General features: G+C 72.8%; 21 protein-coding genes. 6 read left to right on the forward strand and 15 right to left on the reverse strand.

The annotated features are described in order from the left end of the window. Positions 1-38: 38 nt before the first annotated feature. Entirely contained in the window at positions 39-1,874 is a 1,836-nt protein-coding gene (locus AB0N63_RS26025; protein WP_365532090.1) for a cholesterol oxidase substrate-binding domain-containing protein, read from the reverse strand. A gap of 128 nt (positions 1,875-2,002) precedes the next feature. Then, entirely contained in the window at positions 2,003-3,097 is a 1,095-nt protein-coding gene (locus tag AB0N63_RS26030) for a YafY family protein (RefSeq protein ID WP_365532093.1), read from the reverse strand. A 177-nt stretch (positions 3,098-3,274) separates the two neighbouring features. On the opposite strand from AB0N63_RS26030, the gene AB0N63_RS26035 reads away from it, so the two are divergent. Continuing rightward, positions 3,275-3,700, forward strand: coding sequence for a VOC family protein (locus AB0N63_RS26035; RefSeq protein ID WP_365532095.1), 426 nt, complete (start codon positions 3,275-3,277; stop codon positions 3,698-3,700). A 564-nt stretch (positions 3,701-4,264) separates the two neighbouring features. Here the strand turns inward: AB0N63_RS26035 and AB0N63_RS26040 are convergent. From AB0N63_RS26040 to mftA, 10 genes are all read right to left on the reverse strand, one after another. Next, complete coding sequence (locus AB0N63_RS26040) at positions 4,265-4,849, reverse strand: adenylate kinase (protein WP_365532097.1); 585 nt, start codon at positions 4,847-4,849, stop codon at positions 4,265-4,267. Between the two features lie 52 nt (positions 4,850-4,901). Further along, positions 4,902-5,624, reverse strand: coding sequence for an SDR family NAD(P)-dependent oxidoreductase (locus AB0N63_RS26045; RefSeq protein WP_365532099.1), 723 nt, complete (start codon positions 5,622-5,624; stop codon positions 4,902-4,904). Between the two features lie 26 nt (positions 5,625-5,650). Continuing rightward, positions 5,651-7,597: an acetate--CoA ligase gene (acs, locus tag AB0N63_RS26050; RefSeq protein ID WP_365532101.1), complete on the reverse strand. Its 1,947-nt coding sequence runs from the start codon at positions 7,595-7,597 to the stop codon at positions 5,651-5,653. Between the two features lie 113 nt (positions 7,598-7,710). Then, entirely contained in the window at positions 7,711-9,210 is a 1,500-nt protein-coding gene (mftF, locus tag AB0N63_RS26055; RefSeq protein WP_365532104.1) for a mycofactocin biosynthesis glycosyltransferase MftF, read from the reverse strand. Beyond that, entirely contained in the window at positions 9,207-9,992 is a 786-nt protein-coding gene (locus tag AB0N63_RS26060; RefSeq protein WP_365532107.1) for a mycofactocin-coupled SDR family oxidoreductase, read from the reverse strand. The genes mftF and AB0N63_RS26060 overlap by 4 nt, the downstream gene beginning before the upstream one ends. After that, the gene (mftE, locus tag AB0N63_RS26065) at positions 9,989-10,801 is read right to left on the reverse strand and encodes a mycofactocin biosynthesis peptidyl-dipeptidase MftE (protein ID WP_365532110.1); all 813 of its coding nucleotides are present in this window, start codon (positions 10,799-10,801) and stop codon (positions 9,989-9,991) included. Before mftE ends, AB0N63_RS26060 begins: the two co-directional genes overlap by 4 nt. Before the next feature lies 1 nt (position 10,802). After that, complete coding sequence (gene mftD, locus AB0N63_RS26070; RefSeq protein ID WP_365532112.1) at positions 10,803-11,975, reverse strand: pre-mycofactocin synthase MftD; 1,173 nt, start codon at positions 11,973-11,975, stop codon at positions 10,803-10,805. After that, positions 11,972-13,213 carry a mycofactocin radical SAM maturase gene (gene mftC, locus AB0N63_RS26075; RefSeq protein ID WP_365532115.1) on the reverse strand — a complete coding sequence of 414 codons (1,242 nt, stop codon included), beginning with the start codon at positions 13,211-13,213 and terminating at the stop codon, positions 11,972-11,974. Before mftC ends, mftD begins: the two co-directional genes overlap by 4 nt. Continuing rightward, complete coding sequence (gene mftB, locus AB0N63_RS26080) at positions 13,213-13,503, reverse strand: mycofactocin biosynthesis chaperone MftB (protein ID WP_365532118.1); 291 nt, start codon at positions 13,501-13,503, stop codon at positions 13,213-13,215. The genes mftC and mftB overlap by 1 nt, the downstream gene beginning before the upstream one ends. A gap of 8 nt (positions 13,504-13,511) precedes the next feature. Next, positions 13,512-13,625 (reverse strand): mycofactocin precursor MftA, encoded by a 114-nt coding sequence (gene mftA, locus AB0N63_RS26085; RefSeq protein ID WP_365532121.1) that lies wholly within the window; start codon positions 13,623-13,625, stop codon positions 13,512-13,514. Between the two features lie 384 nt (positions 13,626-14,009). On the opposite strand from mftA, the gene mdo reads away from it, so the two are divergent. From mdo to mftM, 4 genes are all read left to right on the forward strand, one after another. Then, positions 14,010-15,302 (forward strand): NDMA-dependent methanol dehydrogenase, encoded by a 1,293-nt coding sequence (gene mdo, locus AB0N63_RS26090; RefSeq protein WP_365532124.1) that lies wholly within the window; start codon positions 14,010-14,012, stop codon positions 15,300-15,302. A gap of 72 nt (positions 15,303-15,374) precedes the next feature. Then, complete coding sequence (locus tag AB0N63_RS26095; protein WP_365532127.1) at positions 15,375-16,556, forward strand: MoxR family ATPase; 1,182 nt, start codon at positions 15,375-15,377, stop codon at positions 16,554-16,556. A gap of 26 nt (positions 16,557-16,582) precedes the next feature. Then, on the forward strand, positions 16,583-18,100 hold the full coding sequence (locus AB0N63_RS26100; RefSeq protein ID WP_365532130.1) for a VWA domain-containing protein: 1,518 nt from the start codon (positions 16,583-16,585) through the stop codon (positions 18,098-18,100). A gap of 34 nt (positions 18,101-18,134) precedes the next feature. Further along, on the forward strand, positions 18,135-19,061 hold the full coding sequence (gene mftM / locus AB0N63_RS26105; RefSeq protein WP_365532132.1) for a mycofactocin oligosaccharide methyltransferase MftM: 927 nt from the start codon (positions 18,135-18,137) through the stop codon (positions 19,059-19,061). A gap of 192 nt (positions 19,062-19,253) precedes the next feature. Here mftM and AB0N63_RS26110 read toward each other — a convergent pair whose 3' ends face one another. The 3 genes from AB0N63_RS26110 to AB0N63_RS26120 are packed head-to-tail and all read right to left on the reverse strand — an operon-like array spanning position 19,254 to position 22,570. Beyond that, a complete protein-coding gene (locus AB0N63_RS26110; RefSeq protein ID WP_365532135.1) occupies positions 19,254-19,919 on the reverse strand; it encodes a response regulator transcription factor in 666 nt (221 codons plus the stop codon). Further along, on the reverse strand, positions 19,909-21,285 hold the full coding sequence (locus AB0N63_RS26115) for a histidine kinase (RefSeq protein ID WP_365532138.1): 1,377 nt from the start codon (positions 21,283-21,285) through the stop codon (positions 19,909-19,911). The genes AB0N63_RS26110 and AB0N63_RS26115 overlap by 11 nt, the downstream gene beginning before the upstream one ends. Before the next feature lie 10 nt (positions 21,286-21,295). Then, a complete protein-coding gene (locus AB0N63_RS26120) occupies positions 21,296-22,570 on the reverse strand; it encodes an iron-containing alcohol dehydrogenase (RefSeq protein ID WP_365532141.1) in 1,275 nt (424 codons plus the stop codon). Between the two features lie 225 nt (positions 22,571-22,795). Here AB0N63_RS26120 and AB0N63_RS26125 point away from each other — a divergent pair, with 225 nt between their 5' ends. Beyond that, positions 22,796-24,034, forward strand: coding sequence for a transcriptional regulator (locus tag AB0N63_RS26125; RefSeq protein WP_365532144.1), 1,239 nt, complete (start codon positions 22,796-22,798; stop codon positions 24,032-24,034). The last annotated feature ends 384 nt before the right edge of the window (positions 24,035-24,418 follow it).

The raw sequence follows: 24,418 nt of genomic DNA on the forward strand, positions 1-24,418 counted from the left end.
GCCGCCGAGCCGGGGCCGGGGCCCGCGGGACCGTCCGGTCAGCGCAGCAAGGCGTCGAGGAACGGGCTGGACAGGACGTGGTGGGGGTCGAGGCGGTCGAGGGCCGCGACCGCCTCGTCCCAGCCCGGGCCGCCTCCGGCGCGCTGGCTCGCCGGGACCGCGCGGGTGAGGACGTCCGGGTCGGACCATGCGGCGGTGTCGGTGTAGGCCCATCCTTTGGACCACTCCACGCGGACCGTGGCCCGGTCCCCGTCCAGGGCCAGGAGGAACTGCTCGATGTCGCGGTAGAAGCGGTGCAGGGCGGGCGTCGTGGGCAGGGAGAGGACGTCGATCCACACGGCGGTGTCGACGTCCGGCCGGTCGGGACGCGGCCGCAGCGCGGACAGCAGCGGGGGCCGCGCGCCGGGGACGCCGCACACGGTCGCGTCCTCCAGGCCGGTCACCCGGATCTCCACCTGGCCGTTGACCGGGTACTCGCCGCGCGCCGCGTACTGCGCGAGCAGGGTGCGGTAGAAGTCGGCGAACCGGCTGACCACCCACTGGAGATCGGCACGGCGGGTGAGGACGGCGTAGCCGTTGGCGGTCTCGCGCAGGGTGGTGGGCCGCACGTACTGGAGCAGGTCACGGGAGGGGCCCCACAGGTCCGAGCGCGGTCCGCCGGCCAGCAGATGGGTGAGCACATCGCCGGTCAGCACGTCCCGCACCAGGGTCCCGGAGAGCAGGACGTCGGTGATGTCGCCGGTCAACGCCACCTTGGCCAGCAGGTATTGGACCTGTCCGAAGAGCGGCGCGCTCGCCCACGCCCCGGCGACCAGGTCCCCGGCCAGCCGGGCCACCGGCTCGGGCAGCGAGTCGGAGAACGGGTAGTTGTACGGCCCGTCGACCGCGCGGGCGCCGAACGGCCGTTGCGGGGCGACGCTCCACACCTTCAGCCAGGGGCGGTCGGTGAAGGCGAACCAGATCGCCTCCGCCCGGCCGGTGCGGTCCAGGAAGCCGGCCAGGGTGCGGGTGCCGGCCGGGGCGCCGGGCGCGGCGAACAGCTCGGCGGTGGGGATGTCCAGGAAGGACTGGCAGCGCAGATTCCGGTCGGCGCCCACCCGCAGGACGGCCTCGGTGACGAGCGAGCGGCCGAGGTGGGTGAGGAGCGCGGCGCAGTCGGGCTCGCCCCGGCCGACGGTCCGCAGGACGTAGTGGCCGGCGGCCGGGTCCCAGACGACCGCGGTCAGTTCGGTGACCAGGTTGCTCAGCGAGCCGTAGCCCTGGCCGGGCGCCGGGTGCTCGCCGACGGCGGGGACGGCCGTGCCGTGCGCGCCGATGGCGAGCGCGCCGCCGACCGAGAGGTCGCCGGGGGCGGGAGCGGAGGCCACCCCGTACCCGCTCGCGCCGGCGAACGCGAGCAGCGTCTCCAGTGAGGCGCCGGACTGGACCCGGACCGCGGCCGTCCCGTCGGCGGCGCGCTGCTCCAGGGATATCGCGGTGAGGTGTGCGGTGGTGTCCAGCAGGACGACCCGGGTCGCGGCGGGTGTGCCGTCGGCCACGGTGAGGGGAGCCCAGCCGTGCCGCCGTCCCTGCGCACGGACCGTCCAGCCCGCGCCGTGTGCCCAGTTGACGACGGCGAGCGCCTCCTCGGGACTGCGCGGCGCGCACGTCCACAGCTGGTCGGTGCGGATCTCGCCGGCCCAGTTCTCGTAGACGCGCTGGTGGACGTCGATCCCGGCCGGGAAGTCCGGTGGAGCCGCCGAGGCCGCGTGGGCGCTGCCCGGCCGGACCAGCCCGCGCAGCACCCAGACCGCGCCGCCCGCCGCTGCCGACGACGCGAGCAGTCTGCGCCGCGAGAGTCCGCCGCTCCCGTTCGAAGGACTGTCCTCCGTCATTCCCGCCCCCTGGCCCGCTCGCCCTTGACCGTTCGTGCTCCGCCCTGCCCCGAACCGGCGCCGCCGGGTCGGCCGAGCACGCACGTTACGCAGCGAGGACGCTGTGACGGTCATACGTTCGGCCGGATTCACGTGATCGAGTGAATTCCCCGCGAATCCGCCCCGTCCGGGGCCGGCGATCCTCCGGGAACCTCCCGCCGCTGGCCGGGACCAGGCTCCCGACCGGCGAAGGAGGCCGGGTCTCGGCGAGCGTAGGAGGCGAGGCGGTCGGCGAGGGCGGCGACCAGGTCGCGGAGTTCGGCGGGGCGCTCGATGACGAACGGCCGGTCGAGCGCGGCGAGCACGGGGGGCAGCCAGTCGAGCCGTTCCGCCCGCAGCTCGACGCGCCGCCAGCGCTCGGCCGTCCGGTCCTCGTCCGCCGCGTCCCCGTCGCCGTCCACGAGCGCGACGCCGGCGGGAAGACGGGCGCGGATCTGTCCGACCGTCCCGTGGATGCGCAGGGCCACCTCGTACCGGTACCCGGCGGTGGCCAGCGCGGTCACCACGCGGCGCGCCGGATCGGGCTCCTCGGGCGCCTCGAACGAGCCGGGCAGGGTCCGTACGTCCGCGATGCGGTCGAGCCGGAAGGTCCGGTCCTCGCCGATGCCCGCGTCCTCGCCGGTGACGTACCACCGCCCCGAGTGGGCGACGATCCCGTACGCGTGCAGCGTGCGCTCGCTGCGCCGCCCGTCGCCGCCGGTGTAGCGGATCGAGACCGGCCGGCGGTGGCGTACCGCGTCGGCCAGGGTGAGCAGGACGTCGGCGTCGGGGGCGTCGAGCGCGCCGGGCCGGTCGGTGAAGGCGAGGCCGTCCAGGAGCGCGTCGAGCCGGTGTCCGACGTGCCGGGGCAGCACCCGCCGGATCTTCGCCGACGCCGTCTCGCTCGCCGTGTGTCCCGTCGCGAGCCCGGCCCGGCGGCCGGCGACCAGACCGAGGAGCACGGCCAGCGCCTCGTCGTCGCTGAGCATGAGCGGGGGCAGGCGGTAGCCGGGGCCCAGCCGGTACCCGCCGTAGCGGCCGCGCACCGACTCCACGGGCACGTCGAGGTCGATCAGGTGGTCCACGTACCGCCGGACGGTACGCCCGTCCACGCCGAGCCGGTCGGCCAGCTCGGCCACCGTCCGGGTGCCGCCCGACTGCAACAGCTCCAGGAGGGTGAGGACACGGCCGGTGGGTCGGGACATGTTCCCAGGCTAACGCGAATACAGGACCGATTCTGTCCTGTATCTCCCCTAGCGTGCGGAGTACGGCGCCCCGGGAGCCCGACGCGGGCGGCCCAAGGCGGCCCGGCGGCCCGGGAGACCCGGACGACGGCTCCGGCAGCCGGCCTCCAACGACCCCTTCACACAGAGGAGACCACCATGAACTTCGTCTCGATCCGCATCATCACCGGTGACGTCGCGCGCCTCGTCGCGTTCTACGAACGGGCCACGGGGGTGCGGGCGGTGTGGGCCACCGAGGACTTCGCCGAACTCACGACCCCCGGCGCCACCCTGGCCATCGCCGGCACCCGCACCGTCCCGCTGTTCGCCCCCGGTTCCGCCCGCCCGGCGGCCAACCAGAGCGTGATCACCGAGTTCCTCGTGGACGACGTGGACCGCGTCCACCGGAATCTGACCGGATTCGTCACGGACTTCGTCAACGGCCCGACCACGATGCCCTGGGGCAACCGGTCACTGCTGTTCCGCGACCCCGACGGCAACCTCGTCAACTTCTTCACCCCGGTCACCCCGGCGGCCGTCGAGAAGTTCGCGGGGGCGATGCGGGGCACGGACCGCGCGCACTGACGCGGGCGGCCGTCCCCCGTGCCCCGGCCCGGCTCAGCACGAGGAAGGCACCTGCCGCACCCCCGGGCGGAGCCGTCCACGGGTGAAGCCGTCCACAGCCGAGCGTCTGCTCACGCGGGGCGTCGCCGGGCGGGGTGCTTCCGAGCCGCGGGCGGGGTGCTTCCGAGCCGAAGGAAGCGGCTGACAGACCCAGGCCCCTCCGCCTACGGATGCAGCGGCCACAGACGGTCCGGCCGGCCACCACGGCCTTGCGTCGGGCCTCAAGCGGTCAGCGCAGGTCGAGTACGGCCTTTCCGACGAGGCCCCCGGCGAGGAGTTCGTCGACTGCTACGAACCGGCGGACCGGGCGGTCGAGATCGTGGGGCAGCCCGTGGTGACCGACATGGCGAGACACTATTGACGGGACCGCGGCCGCCCTGGTCGGAGTCCACCTGAGCCGGGCCGCCGCACGGCAGGTGTACGAGCAGGCGGGCATCGGGTCGAGGACATCGCGGTCATCGAACTCCATGACCTCGCGATGCACCGCACCGGACGCCGCGGGCCCCGCCCTTCGGGCGGACGACGCTACGTTCGAAACACGCCCCGGTTCCCGGCCCGTCGTTCCGCGTCCGGCAGGACCGCCAGGGTTCGCGCCGTGATGTCCTCGACCGGGCCGACGGCGTCGACCGTCAGGAGTACGGCCGAGTAGTGGGCGAGCAGGGGTGCGGTCTGCTGTCGGTACACCCGCTGCCTGTGCCGGATGACGTCTTCGGTGTCGTCCGGCCGGCCGCGGCCCGACAGCCGGGCCACGACGACTTCTTCCGGAGCGGTGAACTCCAGCACCGCGTCCAGCGTGGAGCCCGCGGCGCCCAGGATGCCGGCGAGTTCCCGCGCCTGCGGCAGCGTACGAGGGAACCCGTCCAGGAGGAAGCCGTGCCGGGCGTCCGGGTGCGCGAGCCGGTCCCGGACCATTCCCGCGGTGACGTGGTCGGGGACGAGTGCGCCGGTGTCGAGACAGCGCTGAGCATCCCGTCCGAGCGGGGTCCGGCGTGCCACGTGTTCCCGGAACAGGTCCCCGGTGGAGATGTGGGGGACGCCGAGCCGCTGGCTGAGCACGGCCGCCTGGGTGCCTTTGCCCACTCCGGGAGGGCCGATCAGGACGAGTCGCATCAGTGCCGCACACCTTTCGAGTCGGTTCGGAAGAGCAGGTTCAGAGGCCGGTTCACGTCGGCGCCCGGCCGGTCGTCGCCCGTGGGTGCGGGCGTCGCGCCGACCAGGCCGGGAACGCACAGACGGGATCCTCGGTGAGCACGAGCACCGGCCCGTGCGTGCAGTCCGTCCGGCGGGTCAGGAGTGCGCACACCGCCTCGGCCGCACCTGCCTGGTACGCGGCGGCGTTCAGTGACGGGCCGGGCACGACGGCGTGGACGTCGATCCTGGGCGCCAGTTCGGCGGCCAGCCACTCGGTCAGCTCGGTCAGGCCGGCCAGGGCGGCGTCCTGCGGTCCGCCTCGTGCCGTGGCCGCGACCACGTTGACCACCGACCCGCCGTGCGCGGCCATCCACCGCCAGTAGGCCCGCTGCACGCAGGCCAGCGAGGTCACGAAGGCGCTGTGCAGGATGTCGCGCAGGGCCAGCGGGTCCAGTTCCATCAGCGGACCGGGCCGGGAACGGGGAGCGACCAGGTTCACCACGTGGTCGACGCGGCCGAGACGGTCGACGACCGTGTCGACGGCGCGGCCGAGCGCCGCCGGATCACCGGGTGCGCAGGGCAGCGTGAGGAGGGGCGCTCCCGGTGGCACCGCCCGGCGGGCGTCCTCGGCCTCGGGGCCCGCGAGAACCACGTGCGCGCCGCGCGCGGCGAGGTTTCCCACCACGGCGGCGGCGAGGTCGCCCTCACCGGTGACGAGCACGACCCGCCCGGTCGAGGTTCTCGCACGTCCCATGTCCGTCTCCCTTCGCACAGCGCCGGTCACCCGGCATGCGGGGGCCTGTCCGCCAGGCCGGCGTCGATCACGTCCATGACCGAGGCGTCGGCGAGTGTGGTGACGTCGCCGACTTCGCGGTTCTCCGCGACGTCCCGCAGCAGTCGGCGCATGATCTTCCCGGAGCGTGTCTTGGGCAGCTCGGGGACGACCATGATCCGCCGGGGCTTGGCGATGGGACCGATCTCCTGGGCCACGTGCTCGCGCAACACGTCCGTGACGTCCCCCGCCGGCCGGGCGGTGCCGCCGCGCAGGATGACGTAGGCGACGATGGCTTGGCCCGTCGTCGCGTCCTGGGCGCCGACCACGGCGGCCTCGGCCACCGCGGGGTGCGACACGAGTGCCGACTCGACCTCGGCGGTGGAGATCCGGTGCCCGGAGACGTTCATGACGTCGTCGACCCGGCCGAGCAGCCAGATGTCGCCGTCCTCGTCGTAGCGGGCGCCGTCCCCGGCGAAGTAGTAGCCCTGTGCGGCGAAGCGGGACCAGTACGTCTCCCGGTAGCGGTCCTCGTCGCCCCAGACACCGCGCAGCATGGACGGCCAGGGCTGGTCGAGCACCAGGTAACCGCTCTCGCCCTTGCCGACCTGCTGGCCCTGGTCGTCGACGACCTTGGCGGAGATCCCCGGTAGCGGAGTCCGCGCCGAGCCGGGCTTGGCGGCCGGTTCTCCGGGCAGTGGCGCGATCATGACCGCGCCGGTCTCGGTCTGCCACCAGGTGTCGACGACCGGCGCCCGGTCACCCCCGATGTGCTTGCGGTACCAGCGCCACGCCTCGGGGTTGATGGGCTCGCCGACGCTGCCGAGCACACCGATCGACGACAGGTCGTAGCGGGCCGGGACGTCCTCGCCCCATTTCATGAACGTGCGGATGACGGTGGGGGCGGTGTAGTAGACGGTGACGCCGTACTTCTCGATGATCTCGAAATGGCGTCCCTCGTGCGGAGTGTTGGGCGTCCCCTCGTACATCACCGATGTCGCGCGGTTGGCGAGGGGCCCGTAGACGATGTACGAGTGCCCGGTGATCCAGCCGATGTCGGCCGTGCACCAGTAGACGTCGGTGCCGGGATCGAGGGCGAAGACCGTGCCGTGGGTGTAGGCGGCCTGCGTGAGATAGCCGCCCGAGGTGTGCAGGATGCCCTTCGGCCTACCGGTCGTGCCGGAGGTGTGGAGGATGAACAACGGGTGCTCGGCGTCGAAGTCCTCGGGGGTGTGCTCATCGGGCTGGGCGTCCACCAGTTCGTGCCACCACAGGTCCCGGCCGTCGGTCCAGGGCACATCGGTGCCGGTACGCCGGACCACCAGGACGTGCTCGACGCAGGGCGTGTTCCGGGTGGCCTCGTCGGTGTTGGCCTTCATCGGCTCGGCCCTGCCCCGGCGGTACTGGCCGTCCGAGGTGATCAGCAGCCGCGCCTCGGCGTCCTCGATACGGGACTGGAGCGCGGCCGGGGAGAACCCGCCGAACACGACGCTGTGCGGCAGCCCGAGTCGCGCGCAGGCCAGCATGGCGAACACGGCCTCAGGGATCATCGGCAACTGGATGGCGACCCGGTCCCCGGTCCGAAGACCGAGGGAGAGCAGAGCATTCGCCGCCCTGCACACCTCACGCCTGAGGTCGGCGTAGGTGATCGTGCGGGTGTCACCCGGCTCGCCCTCCCAGTGGAAGGCGACCTGGTCGCCGTGGCCGGCCTCGACGTGCCGGTCCACGCAGTTGTACGCCACGTTCAGCCGGCCTCCGACGAACCAGCGGGCGAACGGAGCGTCCGACCAGTCGAGCACCCTGGTCCACTCGGTGCCCCAGTGCAACCGCGTCGCCTGCCGCGCCCAGAAGGCCAGACGGTCGTCACCGGCCTGCCCGGGCTGTCCGGGCGCCGCTTCGCCCGCCGCGGTGGGCGGGATGTCGGGGCGGACGCGGTGGTCGGAGCGCGGAGACATGTGGGTCCTCCAAGGTGCCGGGACGATTCCAGGGGGCGAGTGCGGCCACGGTGGCCGGACAGGGTTGGCGTGAGGTTGGCGTGAGGTCGGCGCCGGCTGGTGCGGCGGCGTGACTACGGCCGCGCTGCGGTCCAGCGGCTCACCATGCGCAGCGCGAGACGGGGCTTCAGCGGTGCCGTGGTCCTGCGGCGTACGGCGCCCTGCCAGACACCCCAGCCGTAGGCCAGGTCGTCCAGGCGACGGAGCACCGTGTGGGCGAGGGGAGAGAGCGGGCTGCCCGAGCGGTGGTGGTCCAACAGCCCTTCGGCCACGGCTGCGACGACCAGGACGTGCCGGGCGCGGCGGTCGACGACGGCCGCGGCGACGGCGAGCGGCCAGTGGTGCCGGGTGGCGCAGCGCAGGAGTTGCTCGGCGGTGCCGCGCACAGCGGCGAGCGAGAGCAGGGCGCCCGCGCGGGCCGGATGGTCGGCGTCGGGCATCCTGCGGGCCACGCGCACAGCGGTCGCTGCCGTCAGGGCCGCGGCCAGTGCCGCCGGGGCCGGCCTGCCGCGCAGCAGCAGGGCGCAGGCGGCCAGCGACCACGGGGCCGCGTACAGCGGCGGCACGCGGCCGGGGTGACGCAGTGCCAGGTCGGCGGCGCCCGTGCCGTATCCGGCCCGTTGGGCCAGCCAGCTGCGCAGGTCGGTGCGGTGCCGGTGGCCCACGCGGGCGGAGGGGACGTAGCGCAGCCGCCAGCCGGCCTCGTGCAGCCGCATGCACAGGTCGACGTCCTCGCCGACGCGCATGGCCTCGTCGAAGCCGGGGCCGACGGCTTCACGCCGGACCACGACGGTCGCGCTCGGCACGTAGGAGAGCGCGGACACGGGCACGACCGGTCCTTCTGCCGCGCCCATGTCCAGCGGCGAGCGGATCTCCTCGTACCGGTCCAGCAGCCCGGGAGCGGACACGGGCAGCGCGGTCACCCGTGGTGCGGCGAGCGCCAGGGCGGGGTCGGCGAACTGCGCCAGCAGGGCGGCGAGCCAGCCGGGCTCCGGCACGACGTCGGAGTCGAGATACGCCACGTAGCGGGTACGGGCGTGACGCAGCCCGGTGTTGCGGGCCGCCGCCGGTCCCCGGTTGGTCAGGTGGGCCAGCAGCCGTGCGCCGTGCCGGCCGGCCACGGCGGACAGGGCGGCGGGATCGTCGGAGCCGTCGTCCACGACCAGCACCGGCAGGTTCGAGGTCTCCGGATCGGCGCGCAGGGCGCTCAGCAGCCGGTCGAGCTGGTCGGCGCGGTCCCGGACGGGGATCACGACGGTGGTGTCGCCGACCGGGACCGGGGCGAGGCGCGGGTGTGCGAGGCCGGCGTCGAGGAGCCGCCGGGCGAGCGCGGCGCCCGCCGGGTCGGTCACGGTGAACCGGCCGTCACCGAGCCGGCGGACCGCCGCGGCGGTCACTCTGACCAGCCGCAGTGGTGAACCGCCGACCATGAGTCGGCCGTCCCTCGACCGATGCGTCCCGGCGGCCAGCTCGACCGTGAACCCGTCGGGCAGCGTGACGTGCGCGGGGGCGGCGAGCCGACTGCTGCCCGGCGCGGATGCCACGGACGTCTCGGGGAGCCGTTCGAGGGTCATGCGGTGAAACCTCCGTCCGCGTGCAGTACGGAGCCGGTGACGGCGAAGGAGTCGGCGGAGCAGGCCCAGGTGACCACGGCGGCCACCTCCTCGGGTTCCAGAGGGCGTCCGGTGAGCTGCTGTTCGGCGAGCTTGCCGACCTCCGGCAGCTCGTAGAGGTCGGCCGTGGCCCGCAGCATGTCCGTGCGCGTCGAGCCGGGTGAGACCGCGACCGCGTTCACGCCGGTGTCCCGCAGGTCGCAGGCCAGACCGCGGACCAGACCGACCACGGCGTGCTTGGCGGCGCAGTAGGCGCCGAGACCCCACAGCCCGCGATGCGCGGCGGCCGAGGCGAGTGCGACGAACCGCCCGGCGCGGGGCTGCGGCCGGCGCAGCAGGGCGGGCACGGCCGCGCGGGCGAGGTGGGCGACGCCCATGACGTCCACGTCGAGCAGCGTGCGCCACTGCGGGTCGGTCTGTTCCCACACCGGGCCGCCGCCGAGCATGACGGCCGCCGCGGCGACGGCGGCGTCGAGACCGCCGAACTCGCGCTCGGCCGTCTCGACGGCGGCGTGCAGCGCGACCTCGTCTCGGACGTCGGCGCGTACCGTGCGGACCAGCGGGAACTCGCGAGCCAGGGCGTCGAGTTGCGCGGGCTCGGCCAGGGGGTAGGGCACGTCGGGGTCGTCGGCGCAGCGGTCCACGGCGATCACCGCCCAGCCGCCGCGGGCCAGTCCGGCCACGGTCGCCGCGCCGATGCCCCGGGCGGCACCGGTGACCACGGCGACCCTGGGGCCGGTCATCGCCCGGCTCCGGCGGGTACCGGGGCAGGCCGCTGCTCGGGGGAGGCGAGCCGGCCCAGCCCCGAGACGCGCCAGGCCCGGATGTCGGCGGCGAGGCGGTCCGCCATACGGTCGAGGAGCCGTTCGCCCTCGCTCGCGCGGGCCCCGGAGGGGTCGCCCAGGACTCCGGACGGGCTGACTCCTAGGACGGATTCGGTGACGAGTCGGTCCATCAGCAGGTGGACGGGGTCGGTCGGTCCGGCGACGGCCCGCTCCTCGCGGACGGCCGGTCGCCGCAGCCGTAGCATCATCGAGGTCTCGGTACGGCCCGCGTGGGCGTCGGAGCCCGTCGGCAGACAGGGCCACCAGGCGACGTCCCGGCTCTCGCCGCGCAGCCCGGTCACCGCGTCGGCCAGGCTCACCAGGTTGCCGCCGTGCCCGTTGACGACGAGCAGCCGGCCGGCCCAGCGCAGCATCGAGCGGCCGATCTCCGTGACGAGCAGGCGCAGCGCGTCGTGGCCGAGGGACACCGTGCCGGGGAACCCCTCGTGCTCGCCGCTGGCCCCGTACGGCTGAGCCGGCGCCACCAGCACATCCGCCTCGCCCCGCAGCAGACCGGCGGCCCGCCCGGCGACAGCTGCGGCCACGGCGGTGTCCGTGTCCAGCGGGAGATGCGGGCCGTGCTGTTCGCAGGAGCCGAGGGGCAGCAGCACCAGGGGGCCGCGGTCGGTGAGGTCCGGCCAGGCGAGGTCGGCGAGCCGGGTCCCGGGCCGGGCCGTCGCCGGCGCCGGCTCTCTCTCTGCTGTGGCCCGGGCGGGTTCGGCCGGCATCTCAGGCCCCGCCCAGGGTGCGGGTGAATCCGGGCGGGATCACCACGTCGTCGCGGGTCAGCTCATGGACGGAGGAGCGGCCCAGGCCCAGCAGGGCGGAGTCGATGCCGCCGCGCAGGATGTCGAGGACGTTCTCCACACCGCTCTGCCCTCCCGCGGCCAGGCCCCACAGGTAGGCGCGGCCGATCATCACGGCCTTCGCACCGAGCGCCAGCGCCTTGACCACGTCGCTGCCCCGGCGGATTCCGCTGTCCAGCACGACCTCGACCTGGTTGCCCACCGCTTCCGCAACGGCCGGCAGGGCACGGACCGGAGCCGGGGTGCTGTCGAGGTTGTTGCCGCCGTGGTTGGACACCGAGATGGCGGTGACGCCGGCGTCGACCGCGCGCAGGGCGTCGTCCACCCGGCAGACGCCCTTGAGCAGGAACGGCCCGTCCCACTGCGCGCGCAGCCAGCGGACGTCCTCCCACGAGGGCGGCGGGGTCTGCAGCCATTCGCCGTACGCCCCGAAGAACGTGGGCGGGTCCTGCCCCGGGTCGGTCAGGTTGGGCGTCGTCAGGTCGGGCAGGCTGCGGGACCTGAGGAAGTCCAGCAGCCAGCTCGGGCGCGTGAGCGCCTCCGGCGCGAACCGCGCCATGGCCTTCAGGTCCAGCCGCTCGGGAATCTTCGGACTGCCCCAGTCGCGGCCGTGCGAGAAGGACCAGTCGAGGGTGACGATCAGTGCCTTCGCCCCTGCTTCGCGGGCGTGCTGGATGCGGCGCAGCATCGCGTCCTTCGAGCCCATCCAGTACATCTGGAAGAACGTCCGCGGATTGGCGGCCACCACCTCCGTCAGCGGCTTGCTCGCGAAGGAGCTGAGGCCCATCGCCGTGCCGCGGGCCGCGGCGGCGCGGGCGACGGCCACCTCGCCGTCGGGGTGCACCGCCTGCACACCGGTCGGGGAGATGATCACCGGCAGCGAGATCTGCTCGCCCAGGACCGTCGTCGACTGGTCCCGCTTGGCGGACAGTCCGGCGACGTGGGGTGCGAAGCCGAGTTCCGCGAACGCCTTGGTGTTGTCGTCGTAGGACGTGCCCTTCTCGGAACCCGCGAGCAGTGCGCTGTAGACCGACTTCGGCAGCCGCTTGCCCGCCCTTCGCTGGGCCTCGGCGACCGTCTCGAACCACTTGCTCATGACGTTCCTTTCACGGTGTGTACGGCGAGGTCGGCGCCGGCCAGCGGGCTCTCGTCACAGAGGCGGTCGGGGCGGGCGGTGCGCACGGCGGGCATGCCCAGGGGCACGGTCCGGTGCGAGTGGTCGTTGCCCTGGCGCGGGAGCGCGTCCCGCGCCACCGCCGGGAGCGCCGCGGCGCCGTGGCCTTTGACACACTCCGGGTCGGGGCCGTCGAGCGGCAGGCCGGTGAAGAACTTCGCGGCCATGCAGCCGCCCTGGCAGGTGTCGTACGCGGGACAGCCGGAGCAGGCGCCTCCGGTGGAGGGTCGGCGCAGCTCGGCGAAGAGCTCCGACTCCCGCCACACCCGGTCGAAGCCGCCCGCGGAGCGGACGTTGCCCGCCTTGAACGCGTCGTGGATGGCGAACGGGCAGGCGTACACGTCGCCGACCGGGTCGATCAGGCACACCACGCGTCCCGCGCCGCACAGGTTCAGTCCCGGGATGGGCTCCGAGCCGAGCGCGTTGAGGTGGAAGAAGGAGTCCCCGGTGAGCACCTTCTCGCCGTGGCCGAGCAGCCAGGAGTAGATGTCGTACTGCTGCTCGGGGGTGGGGTGCAGTTCGTCCCACACGTCCGCGCCCCGCCCGGAGGGCCTGAGCCGGGTGATCCGCAACTGGGCGCCGTAGCGGTCGGCGATGGCGGCGAAGTCGTCGAGCTGGGAGACGTTCTGGCGCGTCATCACCACGGAGATCTTGAAGTCCCGGAAACCGGCGTCGGCGAGGTTCTCCATGGCCCGGATCGCCATGTCGTACGAACCCCGGCCGCGCACCGCGTCGTTGACCTCACGGGTGGCGCCGTCCAGGGAGATCTGGATGTCGACGTAGTCGGTCGCGGCCAGCCGCCGGGCGCGTTCGGGCGTCAGGCGCAGCCCGTTGGTGGAGAACTTCACGCCGACCTGGTGCGCGATCGCGTAGTCGAGCAGCTCCCAGAAGTCGGGGCGGACCGTGGGTTCGCCGCCGCCGACGTTGACGTAGAAGACCTGCATGCGCCGCAGCTCGTCGATCACGGACTTGATCTCGTCCGTGGACAGCTCCAGCGGGTCGCGCCGCCCGGACGAGGACAGGCAGTGTGCGCAGGACAGGTTGCACGCGTATGTCCACTCCCAGGTCAGGCAGATCGGAGCGTGCAGACCGCCCTTGAACTGCTCGACGAGGGCCGGCACCCGCTCGGGGACGTGCGGTGGATCGTGAAGGGTGGTCATCACCGAGCTCCGGTTCCACTGTGCTGGGGAATGATCATGTCGGCGGCGGCCAGGGAGGCCAGCGCGCGCAGGAAGGCGCCCCGCCGGGCGTCGGGCACGCCGGCGAGGGCGTCCCCGACGCTGGGGTGATGGTCGAGCCCCCGGACCAGTTCGACGAGTTCCGGTGCCTTGAGGAAGGACAGCCGACGGTTGCCGAAGTGGTAGGCGAGCGCCCCGAACGGCTCGGGGCGCAGAGCGACGGAGGGGTTCAGCCGGTAGGGGCGTGCCACGTCGAGCACCGGGGACGACATGGCGGGCCTCAGTAGACGCCGCACATGCCGTCGATGGAGACCTCCTCGACGAGGACCTCCTCGACGAGTCCGTCGGCGACGCCGATGCTGTCCTCTTCGGCCCTGATCTGGTCCTCGTTCACGGCAGACCTCCGTATTCAAGGGGGAGTTGGGGGTGGGTGCCGGTCCCGCCGCTGCGGTGACCGGGGCGTACTCGACGCTACGGCCCGGCCGCCGCGCCGCTCACCCTGCTTCCGGCCGACGTCACCCTGTCCGGTCGGGCAGGTGTGCGGCGCCGGGGCCGGTGTCCGCCGGGCCCCCGTCCGATCGGTCAGGTCGCGCCCCCTGCGTCCGCGCCACGCGGCCGTCCGAGCGGCCGGTGTCGCCACACACCGCGTTACCGGAAGGTGAGTCACGCCACGGACTCCGGCACGTCCGTGCTCCACCCCGGACATCTGCGCCGCCGGCGACGGAGCAGTCGACGCAGTCACGCGCGGCCTGACCGCGCGGAGAGGAATGTCGCGATCATGCAGGTCGAAGAACTACTCAAGCCGTTCCCGATCAAGGAATTCCATCCCTTCCCCAGGGCGCTGATGGGCCCGGGCGCCCATGAGCTGATCGGTCCGGAGGCCAAGAAGCTGGGCTTCCGGCGCACCCTGGTGATGACCACCGGTCTGCGCGGCAGCGACACGGTGCACAAGATCGTCGAGTCGATGAAGTACCACGGCCTCGAGGTCGTGGTGTACGACAAGGTCGAGTCGAACCCCAAGGACTACAACGTCATGGACGCCGTGGCGCTGTACCAGGAGAACAAGTGCGACTCGTTCGTGTCGATCGGCGGCGGCTCGTCGCACGACGCGTGCAAGGGGGCCCGTGTCTCCGTCGCCCACGACGGCCGCAGCGTCAACGACTTCGAGGGCTTCAACAAGTCCGAGAACCCCAGGAACCCGCCGCACATCGCCGTCTCCACGACGGCCGGCACCGGTTCGGAGACGTCGTGGGCGTACGTCATCACCGACACCACGACCGATCCGGACAACCCGCACAAGTACGTCGCCTTCGACGACGCCTCGGTGGCCAGCCTGGCCATCGACGACCCCACGCTGTACTACGACTGCCCGCTCGACTACACGGCCCAGTGCGGCTTCGACGTCCTCGCGCACGCCTCGGAGCCGTACGTCTCGCGTCTGGACTTCCAGCCGTCGCTGGGCAACGCGCTGCACGCGATCAGGCTCACCGCCCGCCATCTGCGCCAAGCCGTCTGGAACGGCCAGGACCTGGCCGGGCGCGAGGGCATGATGTACGCGCAGTACATCGCGGCACAGGCGTTCAACTCCGGCGGCCTGGGCATCATCCACTCCATCTCTCACGCGGTCAGCGCGTTCTACGACACCCACCACGGCCTCAACAACGCCATCGCGCTCCCCCGGGTGTGGGCGTTCAACATGTCGGCCCACTACGAGCGGTTCGCGGACATCGCCGAGGCTATGGGCGTGGACACGCACGGGATGACGAAGGTGCAGGCCGCCGAGGCCGCCCTCGCCGCGGGCATCCGGCTGCTGCGCGACGTCGGCATCCCGGAGAAGTTCACCGACGTCGAGCAGAACACCTACTCCAAGAACCGCCTCGGGCAGGGCCCGACGAAGTTCTACGAGCAGGCCAAGGCGATCAAGGGCGACGCGGCCGACGTCGACCGCATCACGAACCACGTCCTCGGTGACGCCTGCACCCCGGGCAACGCCAAGGAGTGCACGTTCGACACCGTCCGGCCCGTCGTCGACCACTGCATGAACGGCGACCTGGACGACCTGCTCGGCTGAGCACCTCATGCCCGGGAGCGGGGGGCCGGCCGGGTCGCCACCCCCCGCTCCCGCCCACCGGACGGAGGAACCGTGCCCGCCACACCCGAGAACCCCGCGTTCGGCTCGGTCGAGGACGTCGCCGAGCGGTTCGCCGCCCACGGCTACATCGCCGACCGGCGACTCGCCACCACCGTGTTCCTGCAGACCAGACTCGAGAAGCCGCTGCTGCTGGAGGGCCCCGCCGGCGTCGGCAAGACCGAGTTGGCCAAGGCACTGGCCGCCGCCGGCGGGCGCCGGCTGCTGCGCCTGCAGTGCTACGAGGGCCAGGACGAGAGCCGTGCCCTGTACGAGTGGGACTATGGCAAGCAACTGTTGTACACCCAGATGCTCCGGGACAAGATCGGCGACCTCACGGCCGACGCCCCCGACCTGGCCTCCGCCGTCCACCGGATCGAGGAGCAGGACAGCGTCTTCTTCTCCGACCGGTTCCTCGCACCCCGCCCGCTGCTGGACGCGGTGCGCGGCGAGCAGCCGGCGGTTCTGCTCATCGACGAGGTCGACCGGGCGGACGAGGCGCTGGAGGCCGTGCTCCTGGAGTGCCTGGCCGAGTACCAGGTGTCGGTGCCGGAGATCGGCACGTACACCGCGAAGGTCCCTCCGTACGTCGTCCTCACCTCCAACAACACCCGCGACCTGTCGGCCGCGCTGAAGCGCCGCTGCCTGCACCTGTTCCTCGACTATCCCGACGCTGAGCGGGAGTTGGAGATCGTACGGGCCAAGGACACCGGACTGCCCGAGGCGACCGCCCGTCATCTGGTGGCCGTGGTGCGCGGCCTGCGCGAGCTGCCGCTGCGCAAGAGTCCCAGCATCTCCGAGACCGTCGACTGGGCCCGCACCCTCGCGGTCCTGGGCGTCGACGAACTCGACCCGGAGGTCCTCGCCGACACCGCCAACGTGGTTCTGAAGTACGAGCGGGACCTGCACCGCGCGCTGGAGGTCCTGCCGCGCCTGGTCGACCCCAACCGCGCGCTGCCCGAGCCGGGCCACCATCACCACGACGGCCATCACCACGACGGTCACCACCACGGTCCCGGGCACGGCGAGCCGGACGAGGCCGACGGGCGCGCGGTACGGGCCGCCATGGACCGGCAGGGCCGCCACGCCGAGGGCTACTACGGCGCCCCGGGCGCCGGACCGGCGCACCGCACCACCCCCGGCCCCGGCCAGGGCGCCCGCTCGTTCGCCGCCGTCACGCGGCGCCGTACCGACTGACCCGGGAGGCCTGCATGGAAGCCGGCGTGCACCGATTCGTCCGCGTGCTGCGGCTGTTCGGCCTGCGGGTCTCCGTGTCGGAGGCGATGGACGCCATGCGCGGGGCGGCCCAGCCCGGCGTCCTCGCCCGGCGCGAGACGCTGCGCGAGGCACTGCGCATGACGCTCGTGAAGGACCGGCGCGACCACGCGCTCTTCGACGAGCTGTTCACCGCGTTCTTCTCCCTGCGCCCGGTCTCCCAGGACTCCGACGGGCACGGCCACACTCATGCGCACGACGACCTGACCGACACCGGCGAACTGGAGTCGTTCACCGTCTCCGACGAGCCGTCCGAGACCCCTCAGCAGGGGCACAGCCACGGCAAGCCGTCCGACATCCGCGACTTCTTCGACCAGCAGGACCTGGCCCAGCAGTACAACCTGCACCAGGAGGCCAACAAGATCGATCTGGCGTCGATGACCGACGAGGTCGTGCTGTCCGAGGACGGTGCGGCCGGCGGGCGCGACGACAGCCCGTCCGTCCAGCTGGAGACCGAGCGGCTGCACGGCGCCGGGATCCCCGGACGGCTCGCGCCGGCGACCGGGCAGCCCATCGACACGACCCTGACCGTCGCCCAGCAGGACGCCCTGCTCGGCCGGCCCACCGCCGACACCGACGGCGGCCCCGAACTCGACACGTCGAAGCGGCACTTGGCGGGTGTCATCGAGAACCTGCCCGAGCTGCTGAAACGGCATCTCGACCGGCTGGCCGAACTGCAGGCCCTGGCCGTCGAGTCCGGCCGGATCGCCGAACGCACCCGTCTGGAGACGGTGGACGAGGACGAGCGCGGCCAGTTGGAGGAGGCGCTGCGCAGGGTGGGCCGCAGCGTGCAAGGCGCCCTGACCAGCCGCAAGCGCAACACCCCGACGGGCCGTGTTCACCCCGGCCGCACCATGCGCCGCAACATGCGCTACGACGGCGTGCCGTTCAGGCCGGTCACCGTCACCCGCGCCGAGGACCGGCCCCGCCTGGTGATCCTCGCGGACGTCTCGCTGTCGGTGAGGGCCACGGCACGCTTCACCCTCCACCTGGTGCACGGGCTGCAGTCCCTGTTCGGACAGGTCCGCAGCTACGCCTTCGTGGACGAACCCACCGAGATCACGGAGCTGTTCGCCGAGCACCCGCTGGAGCGGGCGCTCGGGCTGGTCTTCGACGGGCTGCCGGCCGGCGGTCTGCTGGACGTGGACGCGACGTCCGACTACGGCCGGACCTTCGAGACGCTGCTCACGGAGCACGCCGCGGCGCTGGGCCGCCGCACCACGCTCCTGGTGCTGGGCGACGGCCGCGGCAACGGCAATCCGCCGAGGACCGAAGCGTTCGCGGAGATCACGCGGCGGGTGCGCCAGACCATCTGGCTGACCCCGGAGCCACGCTACTCCTGGCGCCTGGGCGCCTGTGACCTGCCGCGCTACGCCGAGTACTGCGACCGCGTCCAGGTGGTCGCCGACCTCACCGGGCTGGAGCGCGCCGCCCTGCGGATGGCCACGGAGGCGACCGGCCGATGAACACCACCGCACACCGTCAGGGGGAATCACAGTCATGAGTGTCCCGAGCCTTCGCAGCGCGATCGCCGCCCGCCGGATCGACCCGCTGGCGCCGGGCACGCCCGGTCTGTACGCCGACCCTCTGGTCCGCGTGATCCGCGACAGGCAGGTCCCCGGCAGCGTGTTCCCCCCGCTGGTCGTCCGCACCGAGCACTTCACGCTGCGCCGCCGTGGCCGCCGCGTCGAACTGGGCCACTCGCTGCTGCCCGAGCAGTTGGACAACGACCTGGCCGGGCTGCTCGCCGAGGAACTGTTCGCCCCCGGCTGGCTGTCCGGCAGCGATGTCTTCGAGCGCGTCTTCACCGGGGTGGTGCGCTCCTGCGTGGACGGGCCGCTGGCCGCCTGGACCACCTTCTACGACAACACGCTGGCCCGCATCCGGCAGTACTGGCAGACCCCGGAGCCGGCCGAGCACTCCTCGATCGCCGGGTTCGCGCCCGTGTACCGGCGCACGCTGGACCTGGTCTCCCCCGGCAGTGTGCTGGACCTGGGCTCCTGCTTCGGCTTCCTGCCGCTGCTGCTCGCCGAGCGGGAGCGGCAGACGGTGATCGCCTCCGACCTCTCCCGAGGCGCCATGCGGCTGCTGGACACCGTGGCCCGCGCCCGGGGCAGTGCGCTCGACGCGCTGGTCTGCGACGCCTCCCGGGTGCCGCTGCCCGACGGCTCGGTGGACACCGTCACCGTCATCCACGTACTGGAGCACCTCGACGCCGGGCACGGTGACGCCGTCGTGCACGAGGCGCTGCGGCTGGCCCGGCGGCGAGTGGTGGTGGCCGTGCCGTACGAGGACGAGCCGACCGCCGCGTACGGCCACGTGCGGTGCTTCACCCCGGAGCAACTCGCCGACCTCGGCCGCCGCACGGCCCACCGCTTCTCGGTCGGCGCCTTCCACGGCGGCTGGCTGGTCGTCGAGCCCGGCTGAGCCGCTCCCCCACGAACCGCGCCCCCCCGAAGGACACAACGCGAAGCAGCGTCCATGTCCCTCTGCCTCCTGCTCCCTGTGACTCGCCGGTCACCGGTGGGCCCGGACTGCCGCCCGGCCGCCCGGCCGTAGGCGGATGACCCGGGGGCGGGAGGCCGGGACCGCCGAGGGCCGGCCCCGGCCTGCCGCCCGTCAGATCACGCCCAGCTTGGTCGCCTCGTACACGACTTCCGCCCGGCTGCTCGCATCCGTCTTGCGCATGATGTTGCGGACGTGGAACTTCACCGTGGTCTCCGAGATGTACAGCTCCCCGCCGATCTCCCGGTTGCTCAGCCCACGGGCGAGCAGCTGAAGGACCCTCAACTCCCGTTCGGTGAACCTCGGCCGCTCCGGCTGCACGCGCATCGAACGCACCATCGCCGCGGCCGCGTGCGAGTCGAAGGCGCTCTCGTGACGGGCCACCGCGCGGATGGAGCGCAGCAGTTCGGTGGTGTCCACGTCCTTGACGACGTAGCCGCGCGCACCGTGCCGGATCGCCTCCACGACCAGCGAGTCGTCGAGGAAGGTGGTGAGCACGAGCACCGCCAGGTCCGGGTGGCGCTGCGTCAGCCGGGCGCACAGGTCCAGGCCCTCGGTGTCGGCCGCGGTGGACAGCTTCAGATCGAGCAGCACGATCGACGGACGCGTTCGTTCGACGACGGCGGCCGCCTCGGCGGCCGTGCTCGCCTCGCCGACCACCTCCAGGTCACTCTCTCGTTCCAGGATCGACCGCAGTCCGTGCCGGACGATGGCGTGATCGTCGACGAGTACGATCCGCAAAGCCCGCGTGGGTACGTGAGTGTGCTGCTCAGTGGTCATCCGTTGCCTCCCCGACGCGCGTCACCGGCAGCGGGACGTCGACCCGCAGCAGGACTCCTCCCATGGCCGACCGGCGGATCGACAGTCTGCCGCCCAGCTCCTCGGCCCGTGCCACCATGTTCGCCAGCCCCCGATGGCGTCCGGCGAGATCGGTCGCCCGCGTCACGCGCAGAGCGCGGCGCAGCTGAGCGGGGTCACCGCCGCCGTCGTCGGACACGGTCAGCACGAGCATCTCGGGCAGATACCGCAAGCGCACCAGTGCTCGACCGGCCTTTCCGTGCGTGGCGGAGTTGAACAGGGCCTCGCCGGTCATCCGGAGGATCGACTGCTCGGCCTCGGGTGGCAGCGGCGACGGACTGCCCGCCACCCGCACCCGGACGTCGAGCTTCGTGGGCAGGTGCACCGTGGACAGCCGCTGCAGCATCACCGGGAGCGGGCCCGCCGGCTCCTGCGAGGTGTGGTGGAGAGCGTAGATCGCGGCACGCAGCCGCTCCACGGCCTGCCGGTTGAGGTCCTTCGCGCCGGCCAGCCGTCCGGCGATCTCCGCGGGCCGTCCGCCCAGGCCCGCCAGTTCCGCGCGGCACACCTCGACGGTCATCCCGGCGCTGAGCACATACTGGGAGACGCTGTCGTGCAGTTCGCGTGCGATGCGGCGCCGCTCGTCGTCGAGTGCCTGCCGCTGCATCGCGTCCAGCAGCCGCGCCTGCGTCTCGGCCAGCTCGGCGCTGCGCGCGGCCAGGTCCCGGGCCTGCCGCTCCGCCGCCTCGGACAGTTCCTCGGCGCGTCCGCGCAGGGTGGTCGCCGCGTGGAACAGGAACGTGTGGTGCAGCGCCACGGCGGCCTGGTTGGCCAGGACCCGCAGGATGGCCAGATCCGTGTCGGCGACCTCGACACCGGCGCCGGGCTCAGCGGCGATGCCGCCGACCGGCTCGTCGTCCAGGGTCATCGGCGCGCGCACCCACCCCCGGCCCCGGTCGGGCCCCTGGGCCTCCCAGGGGCGGGTGCGCAGCAGCTGCAGGTGCTCACGCACGTCAACGGGTATCCGGGTCTCGTCGTCGATCAACACGTCGTCCGCGTACAGCAGGAACCGCGGACGGGCGGCCCGCAGCGCGCCGTCGGCGACGGCCAGCAGCAGCCAGCGGGCGCGCAGATGCTCGGCCGCGGTCCGTACGACGGTCTCGACCAGGGCGCGCGGACCCTCCGCCGTGCGCACGAGGGCGCGGGAGATGCCGTCGAGCGCCTCCACGGTCCTCTCCAGCCGCTCGGTGGAGCGGACGTACGCCGGGTAGAAGGACCGCTTGCCGGACCGCAGTCCGGTGAGGACACCCAGGTCGGCGGTCCGGTTCGTACGTTCGGGGGTGCTCACCGGGATCGCCTCACAGTGCCTCGCGGAACAGTGTCTCCACGTCCCGCACGTCTACGTCCCTGGGGTTGGTGGCCATGCACGCGTCTTTGAGCGTCGTGCGGGCCAGGACCGGCACGTCGCGCTCCGCGACCCCGAGGCTCGCCAGTCCCTTCGGCACGCCGACGTCGTCCGCCAGTGCGCGCACGAGATCCGCGAGCTGTTCGGCCACCTCCTGTGCCGGCACACCGGAGACCGGAAGGCCGGCCGCGGCGCCCAGCGCGACGAAGCGCTCCGGCCACGCCTCGGCATTGAACCGGATGACGTGCGGCAGGAGCACGCCGTTGACCACGCCGTGCGGGGCGTCCAGCAGACCGCCGACCTGATGGCTCATGGCGTGCGTCGCGCCGAGGATGGCGTTGGTGAAGGCCATGCCGGCCTCCAGCGCGGCCTGGGCCATGGCGAGCCGGGCTCCGAAGTCCATGGGGTCGACCTGGGTGCGCACCAGGTTCGCGGTGATCAACTCGACCGCGTGCAGGGCGTGGTTGTCCGTCAGCGGATTGTGCGCCCGGGAGACGAACGCCTCGATGGCGTGCGTCAGCGCGTCCAGGCCGGTGGCCGCGTTGAGCCAGTCCGGCATGGTGGTCAGCAGCCGCGGGTCGATCACCGAGATCTCAGGCACCAGCGTGCGGCTCACAATGGTGATCTTGACGTGCTCGGTGGTGTCGGTGATCACGGCGAACTGGGAGACGTCCGCCCCGGTGCCCGACGTGGAGGGCACCATCACGGTCGGGGGGATGGGCTGCACGACCTGGTCCACACCCTCGTAGTCGAGGATGTGCCCGCCGTTGCTCGACAGAATCGCCACGCCCTTGGCCGCGTCGATGACGGAGCCGCCGCCGATCCCCACGATCACGTCGCAGCCACTGGCGGCGTACCGCTGGAAGCCGGCCTGCACCTCTCGGTCCTTGGGGTTGGGCGTCACATCGCACCACACGACAGGGCGCAGACCGGCCCTGCGCAGATGGCCGACCGCCTCGTCCACCCAGCCTGCCTCCGTCAGCCCGGCGTCGGTGACCAGGAAAGGCCGGCGACCGCCGAGGCGCAGCGCGCAGTGCCCGAGCTCCGCGAGCGAACCGGGCCCGAACACGACCTCGGGCACATGGAACTTGGCCAGCCGGGCGGACTGCCGCACGGCCTGCGTGCTCGTGCGCTGCGGTCCCAGAAGCTCGCAGTGGCCCTCGTCGCGGCTCCAGTCCGCACTCGGATCGTCACCGCCGTCCACCATGACGTGAGATGTGAGCGACATGCGACCTCCAAAGGGCGGGAAGCCCGCAACGCACATGCAACCTTGATCTTACGGCCGAGTTGGTCGATAACACTGTCGTCCAACTGAAGACCACGCTAGGCGCGCGCGTCGGGGTACGGCACCTGTCCGATCGGACAGGGGGGCGCGGACCGCTCGGACAGGTGCGCCGGCGCGGCCCCTGCGGACAATAATCTGTCGTCCCCGTTCGAGGACAGGGCAAAGTACATGTCACAACGCAGTGACCTCAGGCGGCGCAGGGCCGCGCTGGAGAGCGAATGGTCCCGCCTGGTGCCGGAGATGAGGACCGCCGGATCGAGTCCGCGCGGTCTGGAAGCGGTGCGCGACGACGTGACCGAATCGTGGGTCCGCTCGCTGAGCAGCGTGGATCCGGGCCGGGACAGCGCCCCGGTCACCGACGGGGGCACTGTGCGGCACCGCTGGAGCGGATCGCCGCTGCGCCGGCCGGTCGACGGCCTCGCCGACGAGTTGCGCAGCATCGCGGAGGACGCCGGGTTCGTCACCGCGCTCACCGACGAGTCCGGCACGATTCTGTGGACGTGCGGCGGCGCGACCATGCGCCGGCGGGCCGAGCGTGTCAACTTCGCGCCGGGCGGCCGCTGGGACGAACAGGCCATGGGCACCAACGCGTTGTCGCTCGCGCTGCGCACCGGCCGCCCCAGCTCCGTCTTCTCGGCCGAGCACCTGGTGACGGCCCTGCACGACTGGGTCTGCTACTGCGCTCCCGTGCACGGCCCGGACGGACGCGTCCTCGGCGTTCTGGACATGTCCACCACCTGGGACCGCTCCAACCCTCTGGCGATGTCCACGGTGCGCTCGCTGGTCGCCACCGTCGAGGCCCGGCTCCGCACAGAGCCCCCCTCGCGCCCCCGCGGTGACGCCGACCCCGTGAACCTCACCTGCCTCGGTGCCGGACAAGCCGTACGCAAGGGCGTTCCCCTCGCATTGCGGCCCCGGCAGCTGGAGATCCTGGCACTGCTCGCGCTGGAACCGGACGGCTACTCCCCCGAACGCCTCCGCGAGGCCGTGTACGGCGACCGGCCGGTGACGGCGTCCACGTTCAAGGCGGAGATCTCCCATCTGCGGCGCGCCCTCGACGGCGGTGTCGCCACCCGTCGCTACGCGCTGACCGCGCCTGTGGCCTGCGACGCCGCCGACGTGCTGCGGGCGCTGGAGAAGGGGGACGCGGACACGGCCCTGCGGTTGTACCGGGGCCCGCTGCTGCCGTGGTCCGAGGCGCCGGGCATCGCGGAGTGGCGCACCCATCTCGAGGTGGCGGTGCGCGAGACGGTGCTCGCCAGCGCCCGTCCGGAGCACGCGCTGCGGTACGGCGAACGGGCTCCGTACGACGTGGAGGTGCACGAGCACGCGCTGAGCCTGCTCGGCCCGCGGGACACCCGTCGCGCCATCGCGGCCGCCCGTCTCGGCGCGGCCCTGCGCGACTGACGCCTCGTCCTCAGGGCACCAACCTCCCGCCAACCTGGGGCGCTCACAGTGCACCGCGTCACAACGACGTGGCCCGTCGTACCGCACCGACGTCCCCCGAGGAGAGCCGCCATGGTGTACGGACAGCCAGGGGCGGACGGCAGCATGTCAACGTCGCCCGCCGCTACGACGACTCCCGTCAATAGTCCGACAGAATCATCCGACGGTAGACCGCAGATCCAGTCCAGGCACGGGCCACACCGCAGTGGCGCGGCTCGTGTCATCCGGATTGTTCATCCGCACCGTTGATGTAAAAGGGCGGACCTTCCCGTGCTGTGCCGCCTGCCTGAAAGTGACGGCACCCCGATACGCAGGCCGACGGCACGAGGCCCTCGTGCTCGAACT

This window comes from Streptomyces sp. NPDC093260 (assembly GCF_040683715.1).
Classification (GTDB): Bacteria; Actinomycetota; Actinomycetes; order Streptomycetales; family Streptomycetaceae; genus Streptomyces; species Streptomyces sennicomposti.

What these genes read in the sequence shown, in the direction of transcription:
- AB0N63_RS26060 (WP_365532107.1), bottom strand. Translation starts at nt 9,992, where the DNA reads ATGACCGGCCCCAGGGTCGCCGTGGTCACCGGTGCCGCCCGGGGCATC.
- AB0N63_RS26025 (WP_365532090.1), bottom strand. Translation starts at nt 1,874, where the DNA reads ATGACGGAGGACAGTCCTTCGAACGGGAGCGGCGGACTCTCGCGGCGC.
- AB0N63_RS26110 (WP_365532135.1), bottom strand. Translation starts at nt 19,919, where the DNA reads ATGACCACTGAGCAGCACACTCACGTACCCACGCGGGCTTTGCGGATC.
- AB0N63_RS26030 (WP_365532093.1), bottom strand. Translation starts at nt 3,097, where the DNA reads ATGTCCCGACCCACCGGCCGTGTCCTCACCCTCCTGGAGCTGTTGCAG.
- AB0N63_RS26045 (WP_365532099.1), bottom strand. Translation starts at nt 5,624, where the DNA reads ATGGGACGTGCGAGAACCTCGACCGGGCGGGTCGTGCTCGTCACCGGT.
- mftC (WP_365532115.1), bottom strand. Translation starts at nt 13,213, where the DNA reads ATGACCACCCTTCACGATCCACCGCACGTCCCCGAGCGGGTGCCGGCC.
- AB0N63_RS26040 (WP_365532097.1), bottom strand. Translation starts at nt 4,849, where the DNA reads ATGCGACTCGTCCTGATCGGCCCTCCCGGAGTGGGCAAAGGCACCCAG.
- mftB (WP_365532118.1), bottom strand. Translation starts at nt 13,503, where the DNA reads ATGTCGTCCCCGGTGCTCGACGTGGCACGCCCCTACCGGCTGAACCCC.
- mftM (WP_365532132.1), top strand. Translation starts at nt 18,135, where the DNA reads ATGAGTGTCCCGAGCCTTCGCAGCGCGATCGCCGCCCGCCGGATCGAC.
- AB0N63_RS26120 (WP_365532141.1), bottom strand. Translation starts at nt 22,570, where the DNA reads ATGTCGCTCACATCTCACGTCATGGTGGACGGCGGTGACGATCCGAGT.
- acs (WP_365532101.1), bottom strand. Translation starts at nt 7,597, where the DNA reads ATGTCTCCGCGCTCCGACCACCGCGTCCGCCCCGACATCCCGCCCACC.
- mftE (WP_365532110.1), bottom strand. Translation starts at nt 10,801, where the DNA reads ATGCCGGCCGAACCCGCCCGGGCCACAGCAGAGAGAGAGCCGGCGCCG.
- mftF (WP_365532104.1), bottom strand. Translation starts at nt 9,210, where the DNA reads ATGACCCTCGAACGGCTCCCCGAGACGTCCGTGGCATCCGCGCCGGGC.
- AB0N63_RS26125 (WP_365532144.1), top strand. Translation starts at nt 22,796, where the DNA reads ATGTCACAACGCAGTGACCTCAGGCGGCGCAGGGCCGCGCTGGAGAGC.
- AB0N63_RS26035 (WP_365532095.1), top strand. Translation starts at nt 3,275, where the DNA reads ATGAACTTCGTCTCGATCCGCATCATCACCGGTGACGTCGCGCGCCTC.
- mftD (WP_365532112.1), bottom strand. Translation starts at nt 11,975, where the DNA reads ATGAGCAAGTGGTTCGAGACGGTCGCCGAGGCCCAGCGAAGGGCGGGC.
- mdo (WP_365532124.1), top strand. Translation starts at nt 14,010, where the DNA reads ATGCAGGTCGAAGAACTACTCAAGCCGTTCCCGATCAAGGAATTCCAT.